This is a genomic window from Streptomyces sp. Xyl84 (genome assembly GCF_059731885.1).
In genome coordinates, this window is record NZ_AP029182.1 from 4,234,606 (window position 1) to 4,251,083 (window position 16,478).

Consider the following 16,478-nt stretch of genomic DNA (forward strand, 5'->3'; position numbering starts at 1 on the left):
AGGCCCCGCCTGCGGGCCGGGCGGCAGGACCTGCCCGCAGGGGCGGGCCGCACGGCATGCTCGGGCGGGGCGGGCGCCGGCGCCCCGTACCCTGGTGCGGTGAGCAGCCCCATCCCCGACGCCCTGCTGGGCCCCGCCGACGTCCGCGAGCTGGCGGCGGCCCTCGGCGTCCGCCCCACCAAACAGCGCGGCCAGAACTTCGTGATCGACGCGAACACGGTCCGCCGTATCGTCCGCACCGCCGACGTCACCCCCGAGGACGTGGTCGTCGAGGTCGGGCCGGGGCTCGGCTCCCTCACCCTCGCCCTGCTGGAGGCCGCCGACCGGGTCACCGCCGTGGAGATCGACGACGTGCTGGCCGCCGCGCTGCCCGCCACGATCGCCGCGCGCATGCCCGGGCGCGCCGACCGGTTCGCGCTGGTCCACTCCGACGCCCTGCACGTCACCGAACTGCCGGGCCCCGCCCCGACCGCGCTGGTGGCGAACCTGCCGTACAACGTCGCCGTCCCGGTGCTGCTGCACATGCTCGAGACCTTCCCGAGCATCGAGCGCACCCTCGTCATGGTGCAGGCGGAGGTCGCCGACCGGCTGGCCGCCGCCCCCGGCTCGAAGGTGTACGGCGTCCCGTCGGTCAAGGCGAACTGGTACGCCGAGGTCAAGCGCGCCGGAGCCATCGGCCGCAACGTGTTCTGGCCCGCCCCGAACGTCGACAGCGGCCTGGTGTCCCTGGTCCGCCGCAGCGAGCCGCTGAAGACCACCGCGACCAGGCGCGAGGTCTTCGCGGTGGTCGACGCGGCCTTCGCCCAGCGCCGCAAGACCCTGCGGGCCGCACTGTCCGGCTGGGCCGGATCGGCGGCGGCGGCCGAGGCGGCGCTGGTGGCCGCCGGCGTCTCGCCGCAGGCGCGCGGCGAGTCGCTGACCGTGGAAGAGTTCGCGCGGATCGCCGAGCACCGCGCCGCCTGACCCGAGGAGCCCGAAGCCCAGTGAGCGTCACCGTCCGCGTCCCCGCCAAGGTCAACGTCCAGCTCGCGGTGGGCGCCGCCCGCCCCGACGGCTTCCACGACCTGGCCAACGTCTTCCTCGCCGTCGGCCTGTACGACGAGGTCACCGTCACCGAGGCCGACGAGCTGCGCGTCACCTGCGAGGGCCCGGACGCCGCCGAGGTCCCCCTGGACCGTACGAACCTCGCCGCCCGCGCGGTCCTCGCGCTCGCCGGGCGCCACGGCCGCGCCCCCGCCGTGCACGTCCACATCGCCAAGGACATCCCCGTCGCCGGCGGCATGGCGGGCGGCAGCGCGGACGGCGCGGGCGCGCTGGTGGCCTGCGACGCGCTGTGGGGGACCGGGGCGTCCCGTGACGAACTGCTGGAGATCTGCGCCGGACTGGGCAGCGACGTGCCGTTCTCCCTGGTGGGCGGTGCCGCGCTGGGCACCGGACGCGGCGAGAGGCTGACGCCGCTGGAGGTGGGCGGCACCTTCCACTGGGTGTTCGCGGTCGCCGACGGCGGGCTGTCCACGCCCGCGGTGTACGGCGAGTTCGACCGGCTGGCGCGGGGAAGGGAGATTCCCGCACCGGTGGCCTCGGCGGAGCTGCTGGCCGCCCTGGCGAAGGGCGACGCCCACGCGCTGGCCGCCACCCTCACCAACGACCTCCAGTCCGCCGCCCTGTCCCTGCGCCCGTCCCTGGCGGACACCCTCGCGGCGGGGCGTGCGGCGGGCGCGCTGGCGGGGCTGGTCTCGGGGTCGGGGCCGACGACGGCGTTCCTGGTTCCCGACGAGGAGACGGGCGCGCGGGTGGCGAAGGCACTGCTGGCCTCGGGGACGTGCCGGGCCGTCCGGATCGCCGGGTCTCCGGCGGCCGGGGCGACGGTCGTCTGAGGAAACCGCGATCAGAGAAGGCCGATCTCCGTCAGGTCGATGTCGATGCCGAAGGGGATCCTGCGACCTGCGTTCCCACCGTAGCGGCCGAATCCCGATCACGTCATCACAAAGAGTGATGACACTCCCACGCCCGGACCCCCCTCCCGCAGGCCCTACGCTTGAAAGCCGATCCATCCCCCCGGGCAGGAGTGAAATGGCCGTCAACCTGGTCAATGTCGAGAACGTCAGCAAGGTGTACGGCACGCGTGCCCTGCTCGACGGTGTGTCGCTCGGCGTGTCCGAGGGTGACCGGATCGGTGTCGTCGGGCGCAACGGCGACGGCAAGACGACCCTGATCCGGATGCTGGCCAAGGCGGAGGAGGCCGACAGCGGGCGGGTCACCCACTCGGGCGGCCTGCGGCTCGGCGTGCTCACCCAGCACGACTCGCTCGACCCGGAGGCGACCGTCCGCCACGAGGTCATCGGTGACCTCGCCGACCACGAGTGGGCGGGCAACGCCAAGATCCGCGACGTGCTGACCGGGCTGTTCGGCGGACTCGACCTGCCGGGCTTCCCCAAGGGCCTGGACACTGTGATCGGCCCGCTCTCCGGCGGCGAGCGGCGCCGCATCGCGCTGGCCAAGCTGCTCATCGAGGAGCAGGACCTGCTCGTCCTGGACGAGCCCACCAACCACCTCGACGTCGAGGGCATCGCCTGGCTCGCCGGGCACCTGCGCGAGCGCCGCTCCGCGCTCGTCTGCGTCACCCACGACCGCTGGTTCCTCGACCAGGTCTGCACCCGCATGTGGGACGTGCAGCGCGGCACCGTCTACGAGTACGAGGGCGGCTACTCCGACTACGTCTTCGCCCGCGCCGAACGCGAGCGCATCGCCGCCACCGAGGAGACCAAGCGGCAGAACCTGGTCCGTAAGGAGCTGGCCTGGCTGCGCCGCGGCGCCCCCGCCCGGACCTCCAAGCCCCGCTTCCGCATCGAGGCCGCCAACGAGCTGATCGCCGACGTCCCCCCGCCCCGCGACAGGAGCGAGCTGATGAAGTTCGCCTCCTCGCGGCTGGGCCGGACCGTCTTCGACCTGGAGAACGTGACCGTGCAGGCCGGGCCCAAGGTGCTGCTGGAGCACGTCACCTGGCAGCTCGGCCCCGGCGACCGCATCGGCCTGGTCGGGGTCAACGGTGCGGGCAAGACCTCCCTGCTGCGGGCCATGGAGCAGGCGGCGCGCACCGGGGGCGAGACGCAGCCCGCGGGCGGCCGGATCGCCGTCGGCAGGACCGTCAAGCTGGCCTACCTGTCCCAGGAGGTCGCCGAACTCGACCCCACCTGGCGGGTCCTGGAGGCCGTGCAGCGGGTGCGCGAGCGCGTCGACCTCGGCAAGGGCCGGGAGATGACCGCCGGACAGCTGTGCGAGACGTTCGGCTTCGGCAAGGAGAAGCAGTGGACGCCGGTCGGCGACCTGTCCGGCGGTGAGCGCCGGCGGCTGCAACTGCTGCGCCTGCTGATGGACGAGCCCAACGTCCTCTTCCTCGACGAGCCCACCAACGACCTCGACATCGAGACCCTGACCCAGCTGGAGGACCTGCTCGACGGCTGGCCCGGCTCGATGATCGTCATCTCCCACGACCGGTTCTTCATCGAGCGCACCACCGACACGGTGCAGGCGCTGCTCGGTGACGGCACCCTGCGGATGCTGCCGCGCGGCATCGACGAGTACCTGGAGCGGCGCCGGCGCATGGAGGAGCAGGCGGCGGCCGGCGCCGCGGCCGCGGCGCCGGCCGCGGAGAACTCCGCGCCCGACAAGAGCGCCGCCGAACTGCGCGCGGCGAAGAAGGAACTCCAGAAGATCGAACGGCAGTTGGACCGGATCTCCGACAAGGAGGGCGTCCTGCACGCCCGGATCGCGGAGAACGCCACCGATTTCGCGAAGGTGGCCGAACTCGACGCCGAACTGCGGGACCTGGCCGCGGAGCGCGAGGAACTGGAGCTGCGCTGGCTCGAACTCGCCGAGGACGCGTAGCGGGGGTCGCGGCGCGCACCGACGGGGCGCGCCGTGTGGAAGACGCGTGAAGGTCTGGACGGGCGCGCGTAACGAGGCCATCACGGGCCGGTTCTCCCTTGGGAACAGGGGCGGTCGGGGCGCGGTGACTGGCCCGCGGCCAGTGATAGAAAGGGCCGTCCGGGCCCTGTCCGCAACCGTCCGCGTACGACTCCGCGTCCACCACGGATCTCAGGGCGTGGCTAAAAATCAGTGAACGAGGGGGGAACGCGCTGATGACTCAGCCGCCCAGTCAGCCGCCGCAGGGTGGCTTCGGAGCACCGCCACCGCAGGACGGGCCTTCGCAGCCGCAACCAGCGCAGCCGGGCGCGTTCGGCGCCCCCGGGGACCCCCGGCAGGCGCCGCCCCCGCCCCCGGCCCAGCCGCCCCAGGACGCTCCGCCGCCCCCGCCGTCCGGCCCGCCGCAGCCCCAGCCCGGGTACGGCTACCCGCAGCAGCCGCAGCCGGGTTACGGCTTCCCGCAGCAGCCCGGCCCCCACGGTCAGCCCGGACCGTACGCCCAGCAGCCGGGACCGTACGCCCAGCCGGGCCCCTACGGCACTCCCGCACCCGGTGCCCCCGGCCCCTACGGGCCGCCCCAGCAGCCGGGGCCGTACGGGCAGCAGCCCGGATACGGCCACCCCCAGCCGCAGTTCCCCGGCGCGCCCGGCACCCCGCCGGCCGGCGGCGGCTCGCGCAACCCCTTCAAGGGCAGGCCCGCCGTCGTCATCGGCGCGGCGGTGGCCGCGCTGCTCGTGGTCGGCGGCACCGTGTGGGCCGTCACCGGCCGCGACGGCGGCGACAAGAAGCCGGTCGCGGAGAAGAGCGGCGACGCCAAGGCGTCGGGCTCGGCGGGCGCCGCGTCCGACGCGCCGGTCAACCCGGGTGACGGCAGCGGCGACGGCGGCAAGGGCTCCAGTGACCTCAACGCGGGCCGCAAGCCCGGCGAGGCCCGGGTGCTCTGGTACAAGGAGGCCCCGGACGCCCCCGGCAGCGGCGCCGACGCCCCCGGGATGTGGATCACCGGCAGGACCGCGGTGAAGGCCGCCTACAAGCAGCTCTTCGCGTACGACGTCGGTGACGGCAGGCCCACCTGGGCGCCGGTCGCCTTTCCGCAGAAGATCTGCGCGGTGACCGAGCAGAAGACGGCCGACGACAAGGTCGTCGTGGCGTACATGAGCGGCACCAGCGACCGCGCCAAGTGCAACCAGCTCCAGCAGGTCGACCTGAACACCGGCAAGAAGGGCTGGACGGCGACGGTCGCCGACGGCGCGCTCTTCGACAGCGCGCTCACCGTCGAACTGTCCCTCACCGGCAAGACGCTGATGGTGGGCCGCTCGCAGTCCGGGGTCGCGTACGACGTCGGCACCGGCGCCAAGATGTACGAGAAGACGCGGTACGGCCAGGCCTGCTTCCCGACCGCGTTCGCGGGCGGCGCCCGGCTCGTCCTGGTCGCCTCCTGCGGGGCGGGCGGCGCCAACGCCCACGACGAGGTGCAGGAACTCGACCCCGCCACCGGCAGGGCCAGGTGGACCCGGAAGATCCCCAAGGGCTGGTCGGTCCAGCGCACCTACTCCGTCGACCCGCTGGTGCTGTACTCCACCGACGAGGACAAGAAGCACTGGAACCTGTCGACGCTGAACAGCGACGGTTCCGTGCGCTCGCAGGCCGACGTCAAGGGCACGTTCGCCCCTGACTGCGGCTGGGCCATCCTCAACCGCGACCTCCAGGGCTGCCAGGGCGTGGCGGCCGCCGCCGACACCCTCTACCTGCCCACCAAGCAGACCACCGGACCGAACGAGATCGTCGCGGTCGACCTCTCCACCGGCAAGGAGAAGTGGCGGGTCAAGTCCCCCTCGGACACCTCGATGATGCCGCTGAAGGTGGAGAACGGGCAGCTCATCGCGTACGTCGAGCCGTCGTACGACCAGGGCGGCCGGATCGTGGCTCTGGCGACGGGGGGCGCGAACCACACGCCGGTGAAGCTGCTCCAGAACCCGCAGGGCACCGCGGAGATCGAGAACGGCTTCTTCTCCCGGGACGTCGACTGGGTCGACGGACGGTTCTACATCTCCACCAGCCGGCTGAACGGCAACGACAAGTCGAAGGAGAAGCTGATGCTCGCCTTCGGCAAGTGAGGCGGCCCGGCCACCGGCAGGACGGTCCGGGCGCCACGGCGCCGCCCCCGGCCTGTCGGCTTCATCTCCTTCACCGTCCTTTCCCGTCCCCGGCCCCCGGTCCCCTCCCCGGTCCCGTGTCCGGCCCCGGTTGCGTCCCGGGGCCCGTGTCCGAACCCGGCCCCGGAGCCGTTCCCGTCGCCCAGAGGTGCATCCGCCCATGACCCAGCCGCCGCCCCCGCCGCCCCAGCAGCCGCCGCACCAGGGCGGGTTCGGCCCGCCCCCCGGCGGGCAGCCCCAGGACCAGCAGCCCGCACAGCCCGGCGTGCCGCCGCAGGCACCGCCCCCGCAGCCGGCACCGGGGTACGGCCCCCCGCAGCCCCCTCAGCAGCCCCAGCCCGGCTACGGCTACCCCCAGGCCCCTCAAGCACCCCAGCCGCCCGCGGGCTACGGTCATCCCGGCGGGCCGCAGGCCCCCGCCCCGAGCCCGTACGGCGCCCAGCCGGGCTACGGTCAGCCGGGCCACCCGGGCCAGCCTGCCCAGCCGGGCTACGGTCAGCCGGGCCAGCCGGGCTACGGTCAGCCGGGCCAGCCGGGTTACGGTCAGCCCGCTCAGCCGGGTTACGGTCACCCGGGACTGCCCGGGTACGGCTACCCCGGGCAGCCCCCGACCCCGGCGCAGCCGCACACCGGTGTGCCGGGCGGCGGTCCGGGCCGCAGGGACAACAAGCAACTGCTGATCATCGTGGCGGCCGTCGCCGCCATCGCGCTGATCATCGGCGGCGGCGTCTGGTACGCGAGTTCGCCCGGTGACAGCGGCAAGAAGGACACCGCGTCCTCCGGCGGCGCGACCGGCGGCGAGTCCGGTTCCGGCGGCACCTCGACGGGCGGCGAGGAGAAGGCGCCCTCCGACCCCGCCGCCAAGGTCCTCTACCAGCTCCCGATGCCCGCCGTCGACGACACGACGGCCACCACCGGCTCCTGGCTCACCGACAAGGTGTACGCCAAGACCGGCAACGCCGAGATCGGCGGCTACGACCCGGCCAAGGGCACCAGGCTGTGGACGCTCAAGCTGCCCGGCCCGGTCTGCCAGGCCACCCGCCACGTCACGGCGGACGGCCGGACGGCGATCCTGTACGAACCGGCCATGCCCACCAAGGCCAAGCCCTCGCACGGCTGCAGCCAGGTCGCGGTGATCGACCTCACGGCGGGCAGGAAGCTGTGGACCCGGGTGGTCAAGGCCGGCGACGAGACGGTCAACCTGAACAACGTCACCATCGGCCGCAACACCGTCGCCGTCGGCGGCACCGCGGGCGGCGCCGCCTTCAGCGTCGCGGACGGCAAGCCGCTGTGGAGCCCCAAGCCCGGCGACACCTGCTACGACGCCGGGTACGGCGGCGGCGAGAAGCTGGTCGCGGTGCGCAAGTGCGGCGCGTACGGCCGGCGCCAGCTGCTCGTCCAGACCATCGACCCGGCCTCCGGGAAGGTGCTCTCGGAGTACAAGCTGGCCAAGGGCATCGAGTACGCGGGGATCGTCTCGACCGACCCGCTGGTCGTGGCGGCCGACCTCGGCGGCGACCACGGCATCTCCGACTTCTTCGCCGTCGACAGCGCGACCGGCAAGCTGCGCTCCCACATCAGCGCGCCCGGCGAGCAGTACGCGGGCCGCTGCGACGCGATCACCCGGATCGAGTACTGCGCGGGCATCGTGACCGGCAACGACCGGCTGTACCTGGCGACCGAGCAGCACGACGGCAGCGGCGAGCACGGCCAGACCAACGAGATCGTCGCGTTCGACCTGGCCACCGGCCGGCAGACCGGCCAGCGCGGGGACGCGGGCGACGGCTACCAGATCTACCCGCTGCGCATGGACGGCGGGAACCTGCTCGCCTACAAGCGTCCGCCCTACGACAAGGGCGGCCAGGTGGTGAGCATCGACGGCAACAGCTTCAAGGAGACCGTGCTGCTGGAGAACCCGGCCACGCGCGACGTACGGGCCGCGGAGACCGGCATGTCCCCGGACTACGCGGAGTTCCTCTACGGGCAGGGCCGCCTCTACATGTCGGCGGTCTACGCCCACAAGCAGCGGTCGTCGGCCTTCGGCAAGGAGTACCTGGCGCTGGTCTTCGGCGCGGGCGGCTGACCCGCCCGCAGCACCGCCGCACCGGCGACGGCCCCGTCCCCGCGTCCCGCGCGGGGGCGGGGCCGTCGCGCGTCGCGGTGCCGGGTGCTTCCGCGCGCCGGGTGTTTTCGGCGATCCGGGGCACTTCTCGCCGGGAGGGGCAGCGCTCCACCTGGTGAGCGTGTAGCTTCCGGGAGGGAACTGGGGGGTTGCCGATGGGAGTCCGGCTCATGGTGGTCGACGACCACCGACTGCTCGCCGAGGCGCTGGCCTCGGCGCTGAAGCTGCGGGGCCACCGGGTGCTGGCCGCGGCGGCGCCGGCGGCGGGCGCGGCGGAGCTGGTGATCAGCCGTGCGCCGGAGGTGTGCCTGCTGGGCACGGCGGCACCGGCCGGGCCGGGCGCGTTCGACCCGGTGGCGCGGATCAAGCAGGAACGCCCGCAGGTGGCGGTGGTCGTGCTGGGGCCGGTGCCCTCCCCGCGGGGCATCGCGGCGGCGTTCGCCGCGGGTGCCTCGGGCTATGTGCGGCACGACGAGCGCATAGAGGGCGTGGAGCGGGCGATCCTGAAGGCGCGCGCGGGGGAGGCGGCGGTGGCTCCGCAACTGCTCCAGGAGGCGTTCGGTGAGCTGCTGAACCCGGCCGCCCAGCCGGACGACGAGGGCCAGCGGCTGCTGCGGCTGCTCACCCCCCGGGAGGTCGAGGTCCTGGTGCGGGTGGCCGAGGGGGAGGACACGCGGCTGATCGCGGCCGGGATGGGGATCGCCCCGAGCACCGCCCGCACCCATGTGCAGCGGGTCCTGATGAAACTGGGCGTGAGCTCGCGCCTGGAGGCGGCGGCCCTGGCGGCCCGCACGGGTCTGCTGGCCCGCGCGGGCCGCACGTAGCAGCCGGGGCAGCCGGGTGGCCGTGGCGGCCGGGGCCGTCCGGGCCGTCGCGTCCGGGCCGTCGCCGGCGGGGCCTACTCGGCCTCCGGCTCCTCCGTCGCGGGCACCGGGGGCGCGGCCGGCCGGAGCTTGAGCCACACCAGGAAGAACACGCCGAGGGCCAGCATGCCGATCCCGGTCCACAGGTTGATGTTGACGCCCTGCGCCTTGTCGATGGCGGCCTGCGAGTCGGTGATCCCGGTGATCGTGACGATGACGCCGTAGAGGACGAACAGCCCGCCGATGATGCGCCGCAGGTCGAAGATGCGCGCGGCGGTCGCGGACTTGCCCTCCAGGTCGGTGACCTCGCGCTGCACGTCCTGCTCGGAGTATCCGGAGTGCGGGTCCGGGTGCTCGGACCGGCCGGGGTTCTCAGACTGTGACATGGTCTCTCAATCCTCCCGCGATCAGAACGAGAACGGGATGTAGCAGGCGGCGGCGAGGACGACGGCGCCCCAGCCGAGCAGCGCGGGCTTGCGGTACCAGGCCTCGTCGCCGGGGGCAGGCGCTTCCGCCATGCCCGGGGACCGGGTGCCGTAGACGAGTCCCTGCAGGGCGGCTTCCGGCTTGGGCTTGGTGAAGAGGGTTACGGCCACCATGACCACCGCGCCGGCGACGAACCCGGCGATGGCGGAGACGAAGTTGGCGCCCTGGTCGGTGGGGATGTGGATGATGTCCTTCTTGTAGAGGACGAAGTAGTTCACCATCGCCGCGGTGGTGCCCGCGAGCAGGCCCCAGAAGCCGGACTTCACGGACGCGCGCTTCCAGAACATGCCGACGATGAACACCACGAACATCGGCACGTTGAAGAAGGAGAACAGCGTCTGCAGGTAGCTCATGATGTTCGAGAACGAGGACGCCAGGAACGCGGTGCCGACCGAGGCGAACACGCCGATGGCGGTGATGAGCCGGCCGAACCGCACGTAGTAGGAGTCCTCGCGGCCCTTGACGACGTACTTGGCCCAGATGTCGTTGGTGAACACGGTGTTGAAGGACGACACGTTGGCGGCCATGCCGGCCATGAAGGCGGCGAGCAGGCCGGTGACCGCGATGCCGAGGACGCCGTTGGGGAGCAGTTCCTGCATCAGGTAGGGGATCGCGTCGTTGTACTGGAGCCCGGAGGCGGAGGTGCCGATCTTCGGGACGACGGCGGCGGCGACCAGGCCCGGGATCATCACCAGGAAGACGATGAAGATCTTCGGGAACGCGGCGATCAGCGGGGTGCGCTGCGCGGCGGAGAGGTTCTTCGCGGACAGGGCGCGCTGCACCTCGGCGAAGTTGGTCGTCCAGTAGCCGAAGGAGAGCACGAAGCCGAGGCCGAGGACGATGGTCAGCCAGTTGGCGCCGAGCGGGTTGGCGTGGCCGATGCCGGTGCCGCCCCAGGCGGTGGTGAAGTTCGCGCCGTGCGTCTCGGTGAGCTTGTGGGTCAGGCCGTCCCACCCGCCGACCTTCTTCAGGCTGAGGACCACGAGCGGGATGAGGGCCGCGAGGATCACGAAGAACTGCAGCACCTCGTTGTAGATCGCGGAGGACAGTCCGCCGAGGGTGATGTAGGCGAGGACGAAGAAGCCGGCGACGACGATCGCGACCCACTGCGGCCAGCCGAGCAGCGCCTCGACGACGATCGCGAGGGCGTAGAGGTTGACGCCGGCGATCAGGATGGCGGCGAAGGCGAACAGGATCGAACTGAGCAGGTGGGCGCCCTTGTCGAAGCGCAGCAGCAGGAACTCGGGGACCGAGCGCACCTTGGAGCCGTAGTAGAAGGGCATCATCACCAGGCCGAGGAAGACCATGGCGGGAATGGCGCCGATCCAGTACCAGTGCACGGTGTAGGCGCCGTACTGGGCGCTGTTGGCGGCCATGCCGAGGATCTCGGTCGCGGCCAGGTTGGCGGAGATGAACGCCAGACCGGTGATCCACGCGGGCAGGGAGCGTCCGGAGAGGAAGAAGTCGAGGCTGGTCTTGACCGAGCGCCGGGCGGCGAAGCCGATGCCGAGGACCACGACGAAGTAGATGGCGAGGATCGTGTAGTCGAGGGCGTTGGTCGGCAGCCGTAGCTCCGCCGCCAGATACGCGGGTGCGTAGCCGGGGGATGTGGGGGTTTGCATAAGTACTCGCTTCGTTGCACGAACGGATCCAGCGGGGAACCTACGCCTTCGCGTTCATGAATTGAACACTTTTGTTGGTTGTCTTTGTTTGATTGTGATGTGCGGGCCGTGGCGCCTCCTTGCGGGCTGCCGGTAGCCTCACGTGGTGAGTTGTGATGTGTTATGTTCGATTGTGTTGGGTGACACAGTGATCGGGTGCGGCCCGGGCCTGGACGAACAGGGAGTCCGCAGTGAAGAAGACCTCGACCCGGCTGGCCGACGGTCGTGAGCTGATCTACTACGACCTGCGGGACGACACCGTGCGGGAAGCCGTCGACCGGCGCCCGCTGGAGCCGACCGTCACCACCTCGGAGATCCGCCCGGACGTGCTGCTCGGCGACGCGGTCGCCGTGGCCTCCCACCGCCAGGGCCGCACCTACCATCCGCCGGCCGACGAGTGCCCGCTGTGCCCGACCCGCGGTGACAAGCTCACCGAGATCCCGGACTCCGCCTACGACGTGGTGGTCTTCGAGAACCGCTTCCCGTCGCTGGCCGGCGACTCGGGCCGCTGCGAGGTCGTCTGCTTCACCTCCGACCACGACGCGTCCTTCGCCGCGCTGGGCGAGGAGCAGGCACGGCTCGTCCTGGAGGCCTGGACCGACCGCACCTCCGAGCTGTCGCACCTGCCCTCGGTGGAGCAGGTGTTCTGCTTCGAGAACCGCGGCGCCGAGATCGGCGTGACACTGGGCCACCCGCACGGGCAGATCTACGCCTATCCCTTCACCACCCCGCGCACCGCGCTGATGCTGCGCTCGCTGGCCGCCCACAAGGACGCCACCGGCGGCGAGAACCTCTTCGACGCCGTACTGGAGCGGGAACTGGCCGGTGAGCGGGTCGTCCTGGAGACCGGTCACTGGGCGGCCTTCGTGCCCTACGCCGCGCACTGGCCCTACGAGGTCCACCTCTACCCCAAGCGCCGCGTCCCCGACCTGCTCGCGCTCGACGAGGCGGCCCGCACAGAGTTCCCCCAGGTCTATCTGGAACTCTTGAGGCGCTTCGACCGGATCTTCGGGGAAGGTGAACCGCCGACGCCGTACATCGCGGCCTGGCACCAGGCGCCGTTCGGCGCGCTGGAGGAGTTCGACGGGGTCGTCCGCGAGGACTTCGCCCTCCACCTCGAGCTTTTCACCATCCGCCGTACTTCCGGCAAGCTGAAGTTCCTCGCGGGCTCCGAGTCCGGCATGAACGTCTTCATCAACGACGTGCCCCCGGAGCGCGCGGCCCAGCGATTGCGAGAGGTAGCGAGTTCATGAGCGGGAAGTACCTGGTGACGGGCGGCGCGGGTTACGTCGGGAGCGTGGTCGCCCAGCATCTGCTGGAGGCCGGCCACGAGGTCGTCGTGCTCGACAACCTCTCGACGGGCTTCCGCGAGGGCGTGCCCGCCGGCGCCTCCTTCGTCGAGGGCGACATCCGCGACGCCGCCAAGTGGCTGGACCCCTCCTTCGACGCGGTGCTGCACTTCGCCGCGTTCTCGCAGGTCGGCGAGTCGGTGGTGAAGCCGGAGAAGTACTGGGAGAACAACGTCGGCGGCACCATGGCGCTGCTCGCCGCGATGCGCGAGGCCGGGGTGCGCAAGCTGGTCTTCTCCTCCACCGCGGCGACGTACGGCGAGCCGGAGCGGACGCCGATCGTCGAGACGGCCCCGACGAAGCCCACCAACCCCTACGGCGCCTCCAAGCTCGCCGTCGACCACATGATCACCGGCGAGGCGGCGGCCTACGGCCTGGGCGCGGTCTCCCTGCGCTACTTCAACGTGGCCGGCGCCTACGGCGCGTACGGCGAGCGCCACGACCCCGAGTCGCACCTGATCCCGCTGGTGCTCCAGGTCGCCCAGGGCCGCCGCGAGGCGATCAGCGTCTTCGGCGACGACTACCCGACGCCGGACGGCACCTGCGTGCGCGACTACATCCACGTGGCGGACCTGGCCGACGCCCACCTGCTCGCGCTGGACGCCGCCACCGCCGGCGAACACCTGATCTGCAACCTCGGCAACGGCAACGGCTTCTCGGTGCGCGAGGTGATCGAGACGGTCCGGCAGGTCACCGGCCACCCGATCCCGGAGGTCGTGGCCCCGCGCCGGGCCGGCGACCCGGCCGTCCTGGTCGCCTCGGCCGGCACCGCCCGCGAGAAGCTCGGCTGGAACCCGTCCCGCGCGGACCTCGCGGGGATCGTCGCGGACGCCTGGGAGTTCGCGCAGCACACCACGAGGGAGCAGTAGTGGGGGCACAGCAGGTCCGGGACGGTTTCTCCGCGCTGTACGGCACCGGCCCGCAGGGAGTGTGGGCGGCACCCGGCCGCGTCAACCTCATCGGTGAGCACACCGACTACAACGACGGTTTCGTGATGCCCTTCGCCCTGCCGCACGACACGATCGCGGCGGTCTCCCGCCGCGGCGACGGTGTCCTGCGGCTGCACTCGGCGGACGTACCGGGCGACCCCGTCGAACTGCGCGTGGCCGACCTGGCGCCCGGGTCCGACAAGGACTGGACCGCCTACCCGGCGGGCGTGGTCTGGGCGCTGCGCGAGGCCGGCCACGAGGTGCGGGGCGCGGACGTGCACCTGACGTCGACGGTGCCCTCGGGCGCGGGCCTGTCCTCGTCCGCGGCCCTGGAGGTCGTCGTCGCCCTGGCCCTGAACGACCTGTACGGACTGGGCCTGAAGCCCTGGCAGCTGGCCCGCCTGTGCCAGCGCGCCGAGAACGTCTACGTCGGCGCCCCCACCGGCATCATGGACCAGACGGCCTCGGCCTGCTGCACGGAGGGCCACGCCCTTTTCCTCGACACCCGCGACCTGTCCCAGCGTCAGGTCCCCTTCGACCTGGCACGCCAGGGACTGCGCCTGCTCGTCGTCGACACCCGCGTCAAGCACGCGCACAGCGACGGCGAGTACGGCAAGCGCCGGGCCGGCTGCGAGAAGGGCGCGGCCCTGCTCGGCGTCGACGCCCTGCGGGACGTGCCTCACGACGGTCTGGACGCGGCCCTGGAACGGCTCGGCGACGAGGAGGAGATCCGCCGCCTGGTGCGCCACGTGGTGACGGAGGACGCCCGCGTGGAACGCGTCATCGCCCTCCTCGAATCCTCCGGCGCCCGCGCGATCGGCCCGGTCCTGACCGAGGGCCACGTCTCGCTGCGCGACGACTTCCGCATCTCCTGCCCGGAGCTGGACCTGGTCGTCGACACGGCCCTGGCCGCCGGCGCGCTGGGCGCCCGCATGACGGGCGGCGGCTTCGGCGGCTCGGCGATCGTCCTCGCCGAGGAGACCGACGTCCCCTCGGTCACCAAGGCGGTCGAGGAGGCCTTCGCGGGGGCCGGCTTCACCTCCCCGCGCGTCTTCGAGGCGGTGCCCTCGGCGGGGGCGCGGCGCCTGATCTGACGCGGCGCCCCGGCGGACGGACGCGGCGGCACGGGGCGCGACTCCCCGCGCCGCCGTGCGCGAGGCGGACGGCGTGAGCGGGCCGGGGCCGACCGGACCCTGCACCGCGGGCACGCCCCGCAAGAGCGCGCAGCGGGGCAGTCCGGCCACGGGCGCGCGAGGTGAGGCCGGGGGCCGCCCGCGCGAGGCGAGGCCGGGCCGCCCCCGCGCAAGGCCAGGACCGGGGCTGCCCGCGCGTGAAATGAGGGCCGGGACTGCCTGTGCGTGAAGCGGGGTCTGGGGCTGTCCGTGCGTGAGGCGAGACCGGGGGTTGCCTGCGCGTGAGGCGGGGGCCGGGCCTGCCCGCGCGCCAGGCGAGGCCGGGGGCCGCCCCCGCGCAAGGCCAGGCCCGGGGCCGTCCCGTCCGTGCGTGAGGCGAGGCCGGGGTTGCCTGCGCGTGAGGCGGGGTCCGGGCCTGCCCGCGCGCCAGGCGAGGCCGGGGGCCGCCCGCCCGCCAGGTGAGGTCGGGAGCCGCCCGCCCGCCAGGCGAGGTCGGAGGCCGTCCGCGCCCGGGTCGGCCGGCTCCCGCGGTCACGCTCCCGCGTACGATCGGCCGGTTCCCCCACCGCAAGGAGCCACCCCCGGTGACCACCGCCCACCCGGCGTCCGCGCCCGCCGCCCCCACCGCCGGCCCGTGCGCGGCGCGCCTGCTGACCCGCACCGAGGACGGCGAGCGGCTGCACGCGCTGCTGTGGCGGGCGGGCCCGGGGTGGCGGATGGTCAGCAGCGCGGTGCTCGGCGGCGGCGTCGGTCCGCGCGGCTGGGTCCTCAACGCCCAGGTGGCGCACGGCTACCGGCGCACCGACCCGGACCGCCACCTGGCGGAACTGGCCGCCGGCGCCGGACTGAGGGGAGAGGGCGTCGGCCTGATGACGGCGGCCGACGTCTCCCGCCACGCCAGCGCGGCGGACGCCGGCGCGCAGGCGCTGGTCACGGCGGGCATCGACGTACGCGGCTGGGCCGCCTCCCCCGCCGAGGGCACCGCCCTGCCCGCCCAGCCGGGCACCATCAACATCATCGCCGCCCTCCCCGTGGCCCTGACCGACGCCGCCCTGGTCAACGCCGTCGCGACCGCCACCGAGGCCAAGGTCCAGGCCCTCCTGGAAACCGGCCACGACTGCTCCGGCACCCCCACGGACGCGGTCTGCATCGCCGCCCGCACCCCGGCCCCCGGCGAGGATCCCCAGTCCTTCGCGGGCCCCCGCTCACTGTGGGGCGCCCGACTGGCCCGGGCGGTGCACCGGGCGGTGGGGGAGGCCGTGTCGGCGGGGTGACGTCGGGCCGCCCCCGCCCCGTCGATCCCGAACGGCCCGCTCGTCTCCGGTACTTGGCGGGCGCCGGTAGGCTCCATGACTGTCGCCGAGTGACCGACGGTACGTGAACGGATACGGGGGGAGTCGCGCATGGCGTGGGAAGAGTGGGAGCAGATGAAGGCCCGGGCCGCTGACCGGCAGGCCTCACGCATGCATCTCGACCAGTACCCGGGGGATCAGGGAGGTGACGGCTCTGAGGGGGATCTCGTCGTGGGGCACGCGGACCTCCAGGCGGTCGGCAGGGCGGCCCATGACCTGTTCGACGACTTCACGACCTGCAGCGGGCACGCCCGCCCGGCCTCCGAGGCGGCCGCGAGCGGCCTGAAGGGCGAGGGATTCGCCCTGGGCGGTGCGCTGGAGCACGTGACACAGCGCTGGAGCGAGCAGTCGAAGACGTTGCTGGACGCCTGTGCGCACATCTCCAACCACCTGCGGTACACCAGGAACCGGCATGCGGCTCAAGAGTCCTGCATCGTCGGCGCGGTCAGCAGCATCGCGGTACTCGACGAGGGCTTCGACACCAGGAAGGGCCATTGAAG

At 73.0% G+C, this 16,478-nt stretch carries 13 protein-coding genes; 11 read left to right on the forward strand and 2 right to left on the reverse strand.

What is annotated here, in order from left to right:
* The first annotated feature begins 99 nt into the window (after positions 1–99).
* The 6 genes from rsmA (at position 100) to AC6I72_RS18485 (ending at position 9,029) form a co-directional block, all read left to right on the forward strand.
* A complete protein-coding gene (rsmA, locus tag AC6I72_RS18460) occupies positions 100–963 on the forward strand; it encodes a 16S rRNA (adenine(1518)-N(6)/adenine(1519)-N(6))-dimethyltransferase RsmA (RefSeq protein WP_498002041.1) in 864 nt (287 codons plus the stop codon).
* Positions 964–983: 20 nt separating this feature from the next.
* On the forward strand, positions 984–1,877 hold the full coding sequence (locus AC6I72_RS18465) for a 4-(cytidine 5'-diphospho)-2-C-methyl-D-erythritol kinase (RefSeq protein WP_498002043.1): 894 nt from the start codon (positions 984–986) through the stop codon (positions 1,875–1,877).
* Positions 1,878–2,073: 196 nt separating this feature from the next.
* Positions 2,074–3,888, forward strand: a complete 1,815-nt coding sequence (locus tag AC6I72_RS18470; RefSeq protein WP_498002044.1) for an ABC-F family ATP-binding cassette domain-containing protein — start codon at positions 2,074–2,076, stop codon at positions 3,886–3,888.
* A gap of 254 nt (positions 3,889–4,142) precedes the next feature.
* On the forward strand, positions 4,143–6,044 hold the full coding sequence (locus AC6I72_RS18475; protein WP_498002045.1) for an outer membrane protein assembly factor BamB family protein: 1,902 nt from the start codon (positions 4,143–4,145) through the stop codon (positions 6,042–6,044).
* Between the two features lie 199 nt (positions 6,045–6,243).
* Positions 6,244–8,166 carry an outer membrane protein assembly factor BamB family protein gene (locus tag AC6I72_RS18480; protein WP_498002046.1) on the forward strand — a complete coding sequence of 641 codons (1,923 nt, stop codon included), beginning with the start codon at positions 6,244–6,246 and terminating at the stop codon, positions 8,164–8,166.
* A 194-nt stretch (positions 8,167–8,360) separates the two neighbouring features.
* Entirely contained in the window at positions 8,361–9,029 is a 669-nt protein-coding gene (locus tag AC6I72_RS18485) for a response regulator transcription factor (protein WP_498002047.1), read from the forward strand.
* Positions 9,030–9,103: 74 nt separating this feature from the next.
* On the opposite strand, the gene AC6I72_RS18490 is transcribed toward AC6I72_RS18485, so the two are convergent.
* Positions 9,104–9,454, reverse strand: a complete 351-nt coding sequence (locus tag AC6I72_RS18490; protein ID WP_498002048.1) for a hypothetical protein — start codon at positions 9,452–9,454, stop codon at positions 9,104–9,106.
* A 21-nt stretch (positions 9,455–9,475) separates the two neighbouring features.
* The gene (locus AC6I72_RS18495) at positions 9,476–11,176 is read right to left on the reverse strand and encodes a sodium:solute symporter family protein (protein ID WP_498002050.1); all 1,701 of its coding nucleotides are present in this window, start codon (positions 11,174–11,176) and stop codon (positions 9,476–9,478) included.
* Between the two features lie 230 nt (positions 11,177–11,406).
* Between AC6I72_RS18495 and galT the strand changes: the two genes are divergently transcribed.
* From galT to AC6I72_RS18520, 5 genes are all read left to right on the forward strand, one after another.
* Positions 11,407–12,468, forward strand: coding sequence for a galactose-1-phosphate uridylyltransferase (gene galT, locus AC6I72_RS18500; RefSeq protein ID WP_498002052.1), 1,062 nt, complete (start codon positions 11,407–11,409; stop codon positions 12,466–12,468).
* Entirely contained in the window at positions 12,465–13,433 is a 969-nt protein-coding gene (galE, locus tag AC6I72_RS18505; protein ID WP_498002054.1) for a UDP-glucose 4-epimerase GalE, read from the forward strand. The genes galT and galE overlap by 4 nt, the downstream gene beginning before the upstream one ends.
* Entirely contained in the window at positions 13,433–14,587 is a 1,155-nt protein-coding gene (gene galK, locus AC6I72_RS18510; protein ID WP_498002055.1) for a galactokinase, read from the forward strand. Before galE ends, galK begins: the two co-directional genes overlap by 1 nt.
* 623 nt (positions 14,588–15,210) lie before the next feature.
* On the forward strand, positions 15,211–15,900 hold the full coding sequence (locus AC6I72_RS18515) for an adenosylcobinamide amidohydrolase (protein ID WP_498002056.1): 690 nt from the start codon (positions 15,211–15,213) through the stop codon (positions 15,898–15,900).
* Between the two features lie 129 nt (positions 15,901–16,029).
* Positions 16,030–16,476, forward strand: a complete 447-nt coding sequence (locus AC6I72_RS18520) for a hypothetical protein (protein ID WP_498002057.1) — start codon at positions 16,030–16,032, stop codon at positions 16,474–16,476.
* Positions 16,477–16,478: the final 2 nt, after the last annotated feature.

Bases quoted from the DNA above. Each gene is read 5' to 3' on its own strand.
- AC6I72_RS18490 (WP_498002048.1), bottom strand. From the start codon at position 9,454: ATGTCACAGTCTGAGAACCCCGGCCGGTCCGAGCACCCGGACCCGCAC.
- AC6I72_RS18485 (WP_498002047.1), top strand. From the start codon at position 8,361: ATGGGAGTCCGGCTCATGGTGGTCGACGACCACCGACTGCTCGCCGAG.
- AC6I72_RS18495 (WP_498002050.1), bottom strand. From the start codon at position 11,176: ATGCAAACCCCCACATCCCCCGGCTACGCACCCGCGTATCTGGCGGCG.
- galE (WP_498002054.1), top strand. From the start codon at position 12,465: ATGAGCGGGAAGTACCTGGTGACGGGCGGCGCGGGTTACGTCGGGAGC.
- AC6I72_RS18520 (WP_498002057.1), top strand. From the start codon at position 16,030: ATGGCGTGGGAAGAGTGGGAGCAGATGAAGGCCCGGGCCGCTGACCGG.
- AC6I72_RS18470 (WP_498002044.1), top strand. From the start codon at position 2,074: ATGGCCGTCAACCTGGTCAATGTCGAGAACGTCAGCAAGGTGTACGGC.
- AC6I72_RS18475 (WP_498002045.1), top strand. From the start codon at position 4,143: ATGACTCAGCCGCCCAGTCAGCCGCCGCAGGGTGGCTTCGGAGCACCG.
- AC6I72_RS18480 (WP_498002046.1), top strand. From the start codon at position 6,244: ATGACCCAGCCGCCGCCCCCGCCGCCCCAGCAGCCGCCGCACCAGGGC.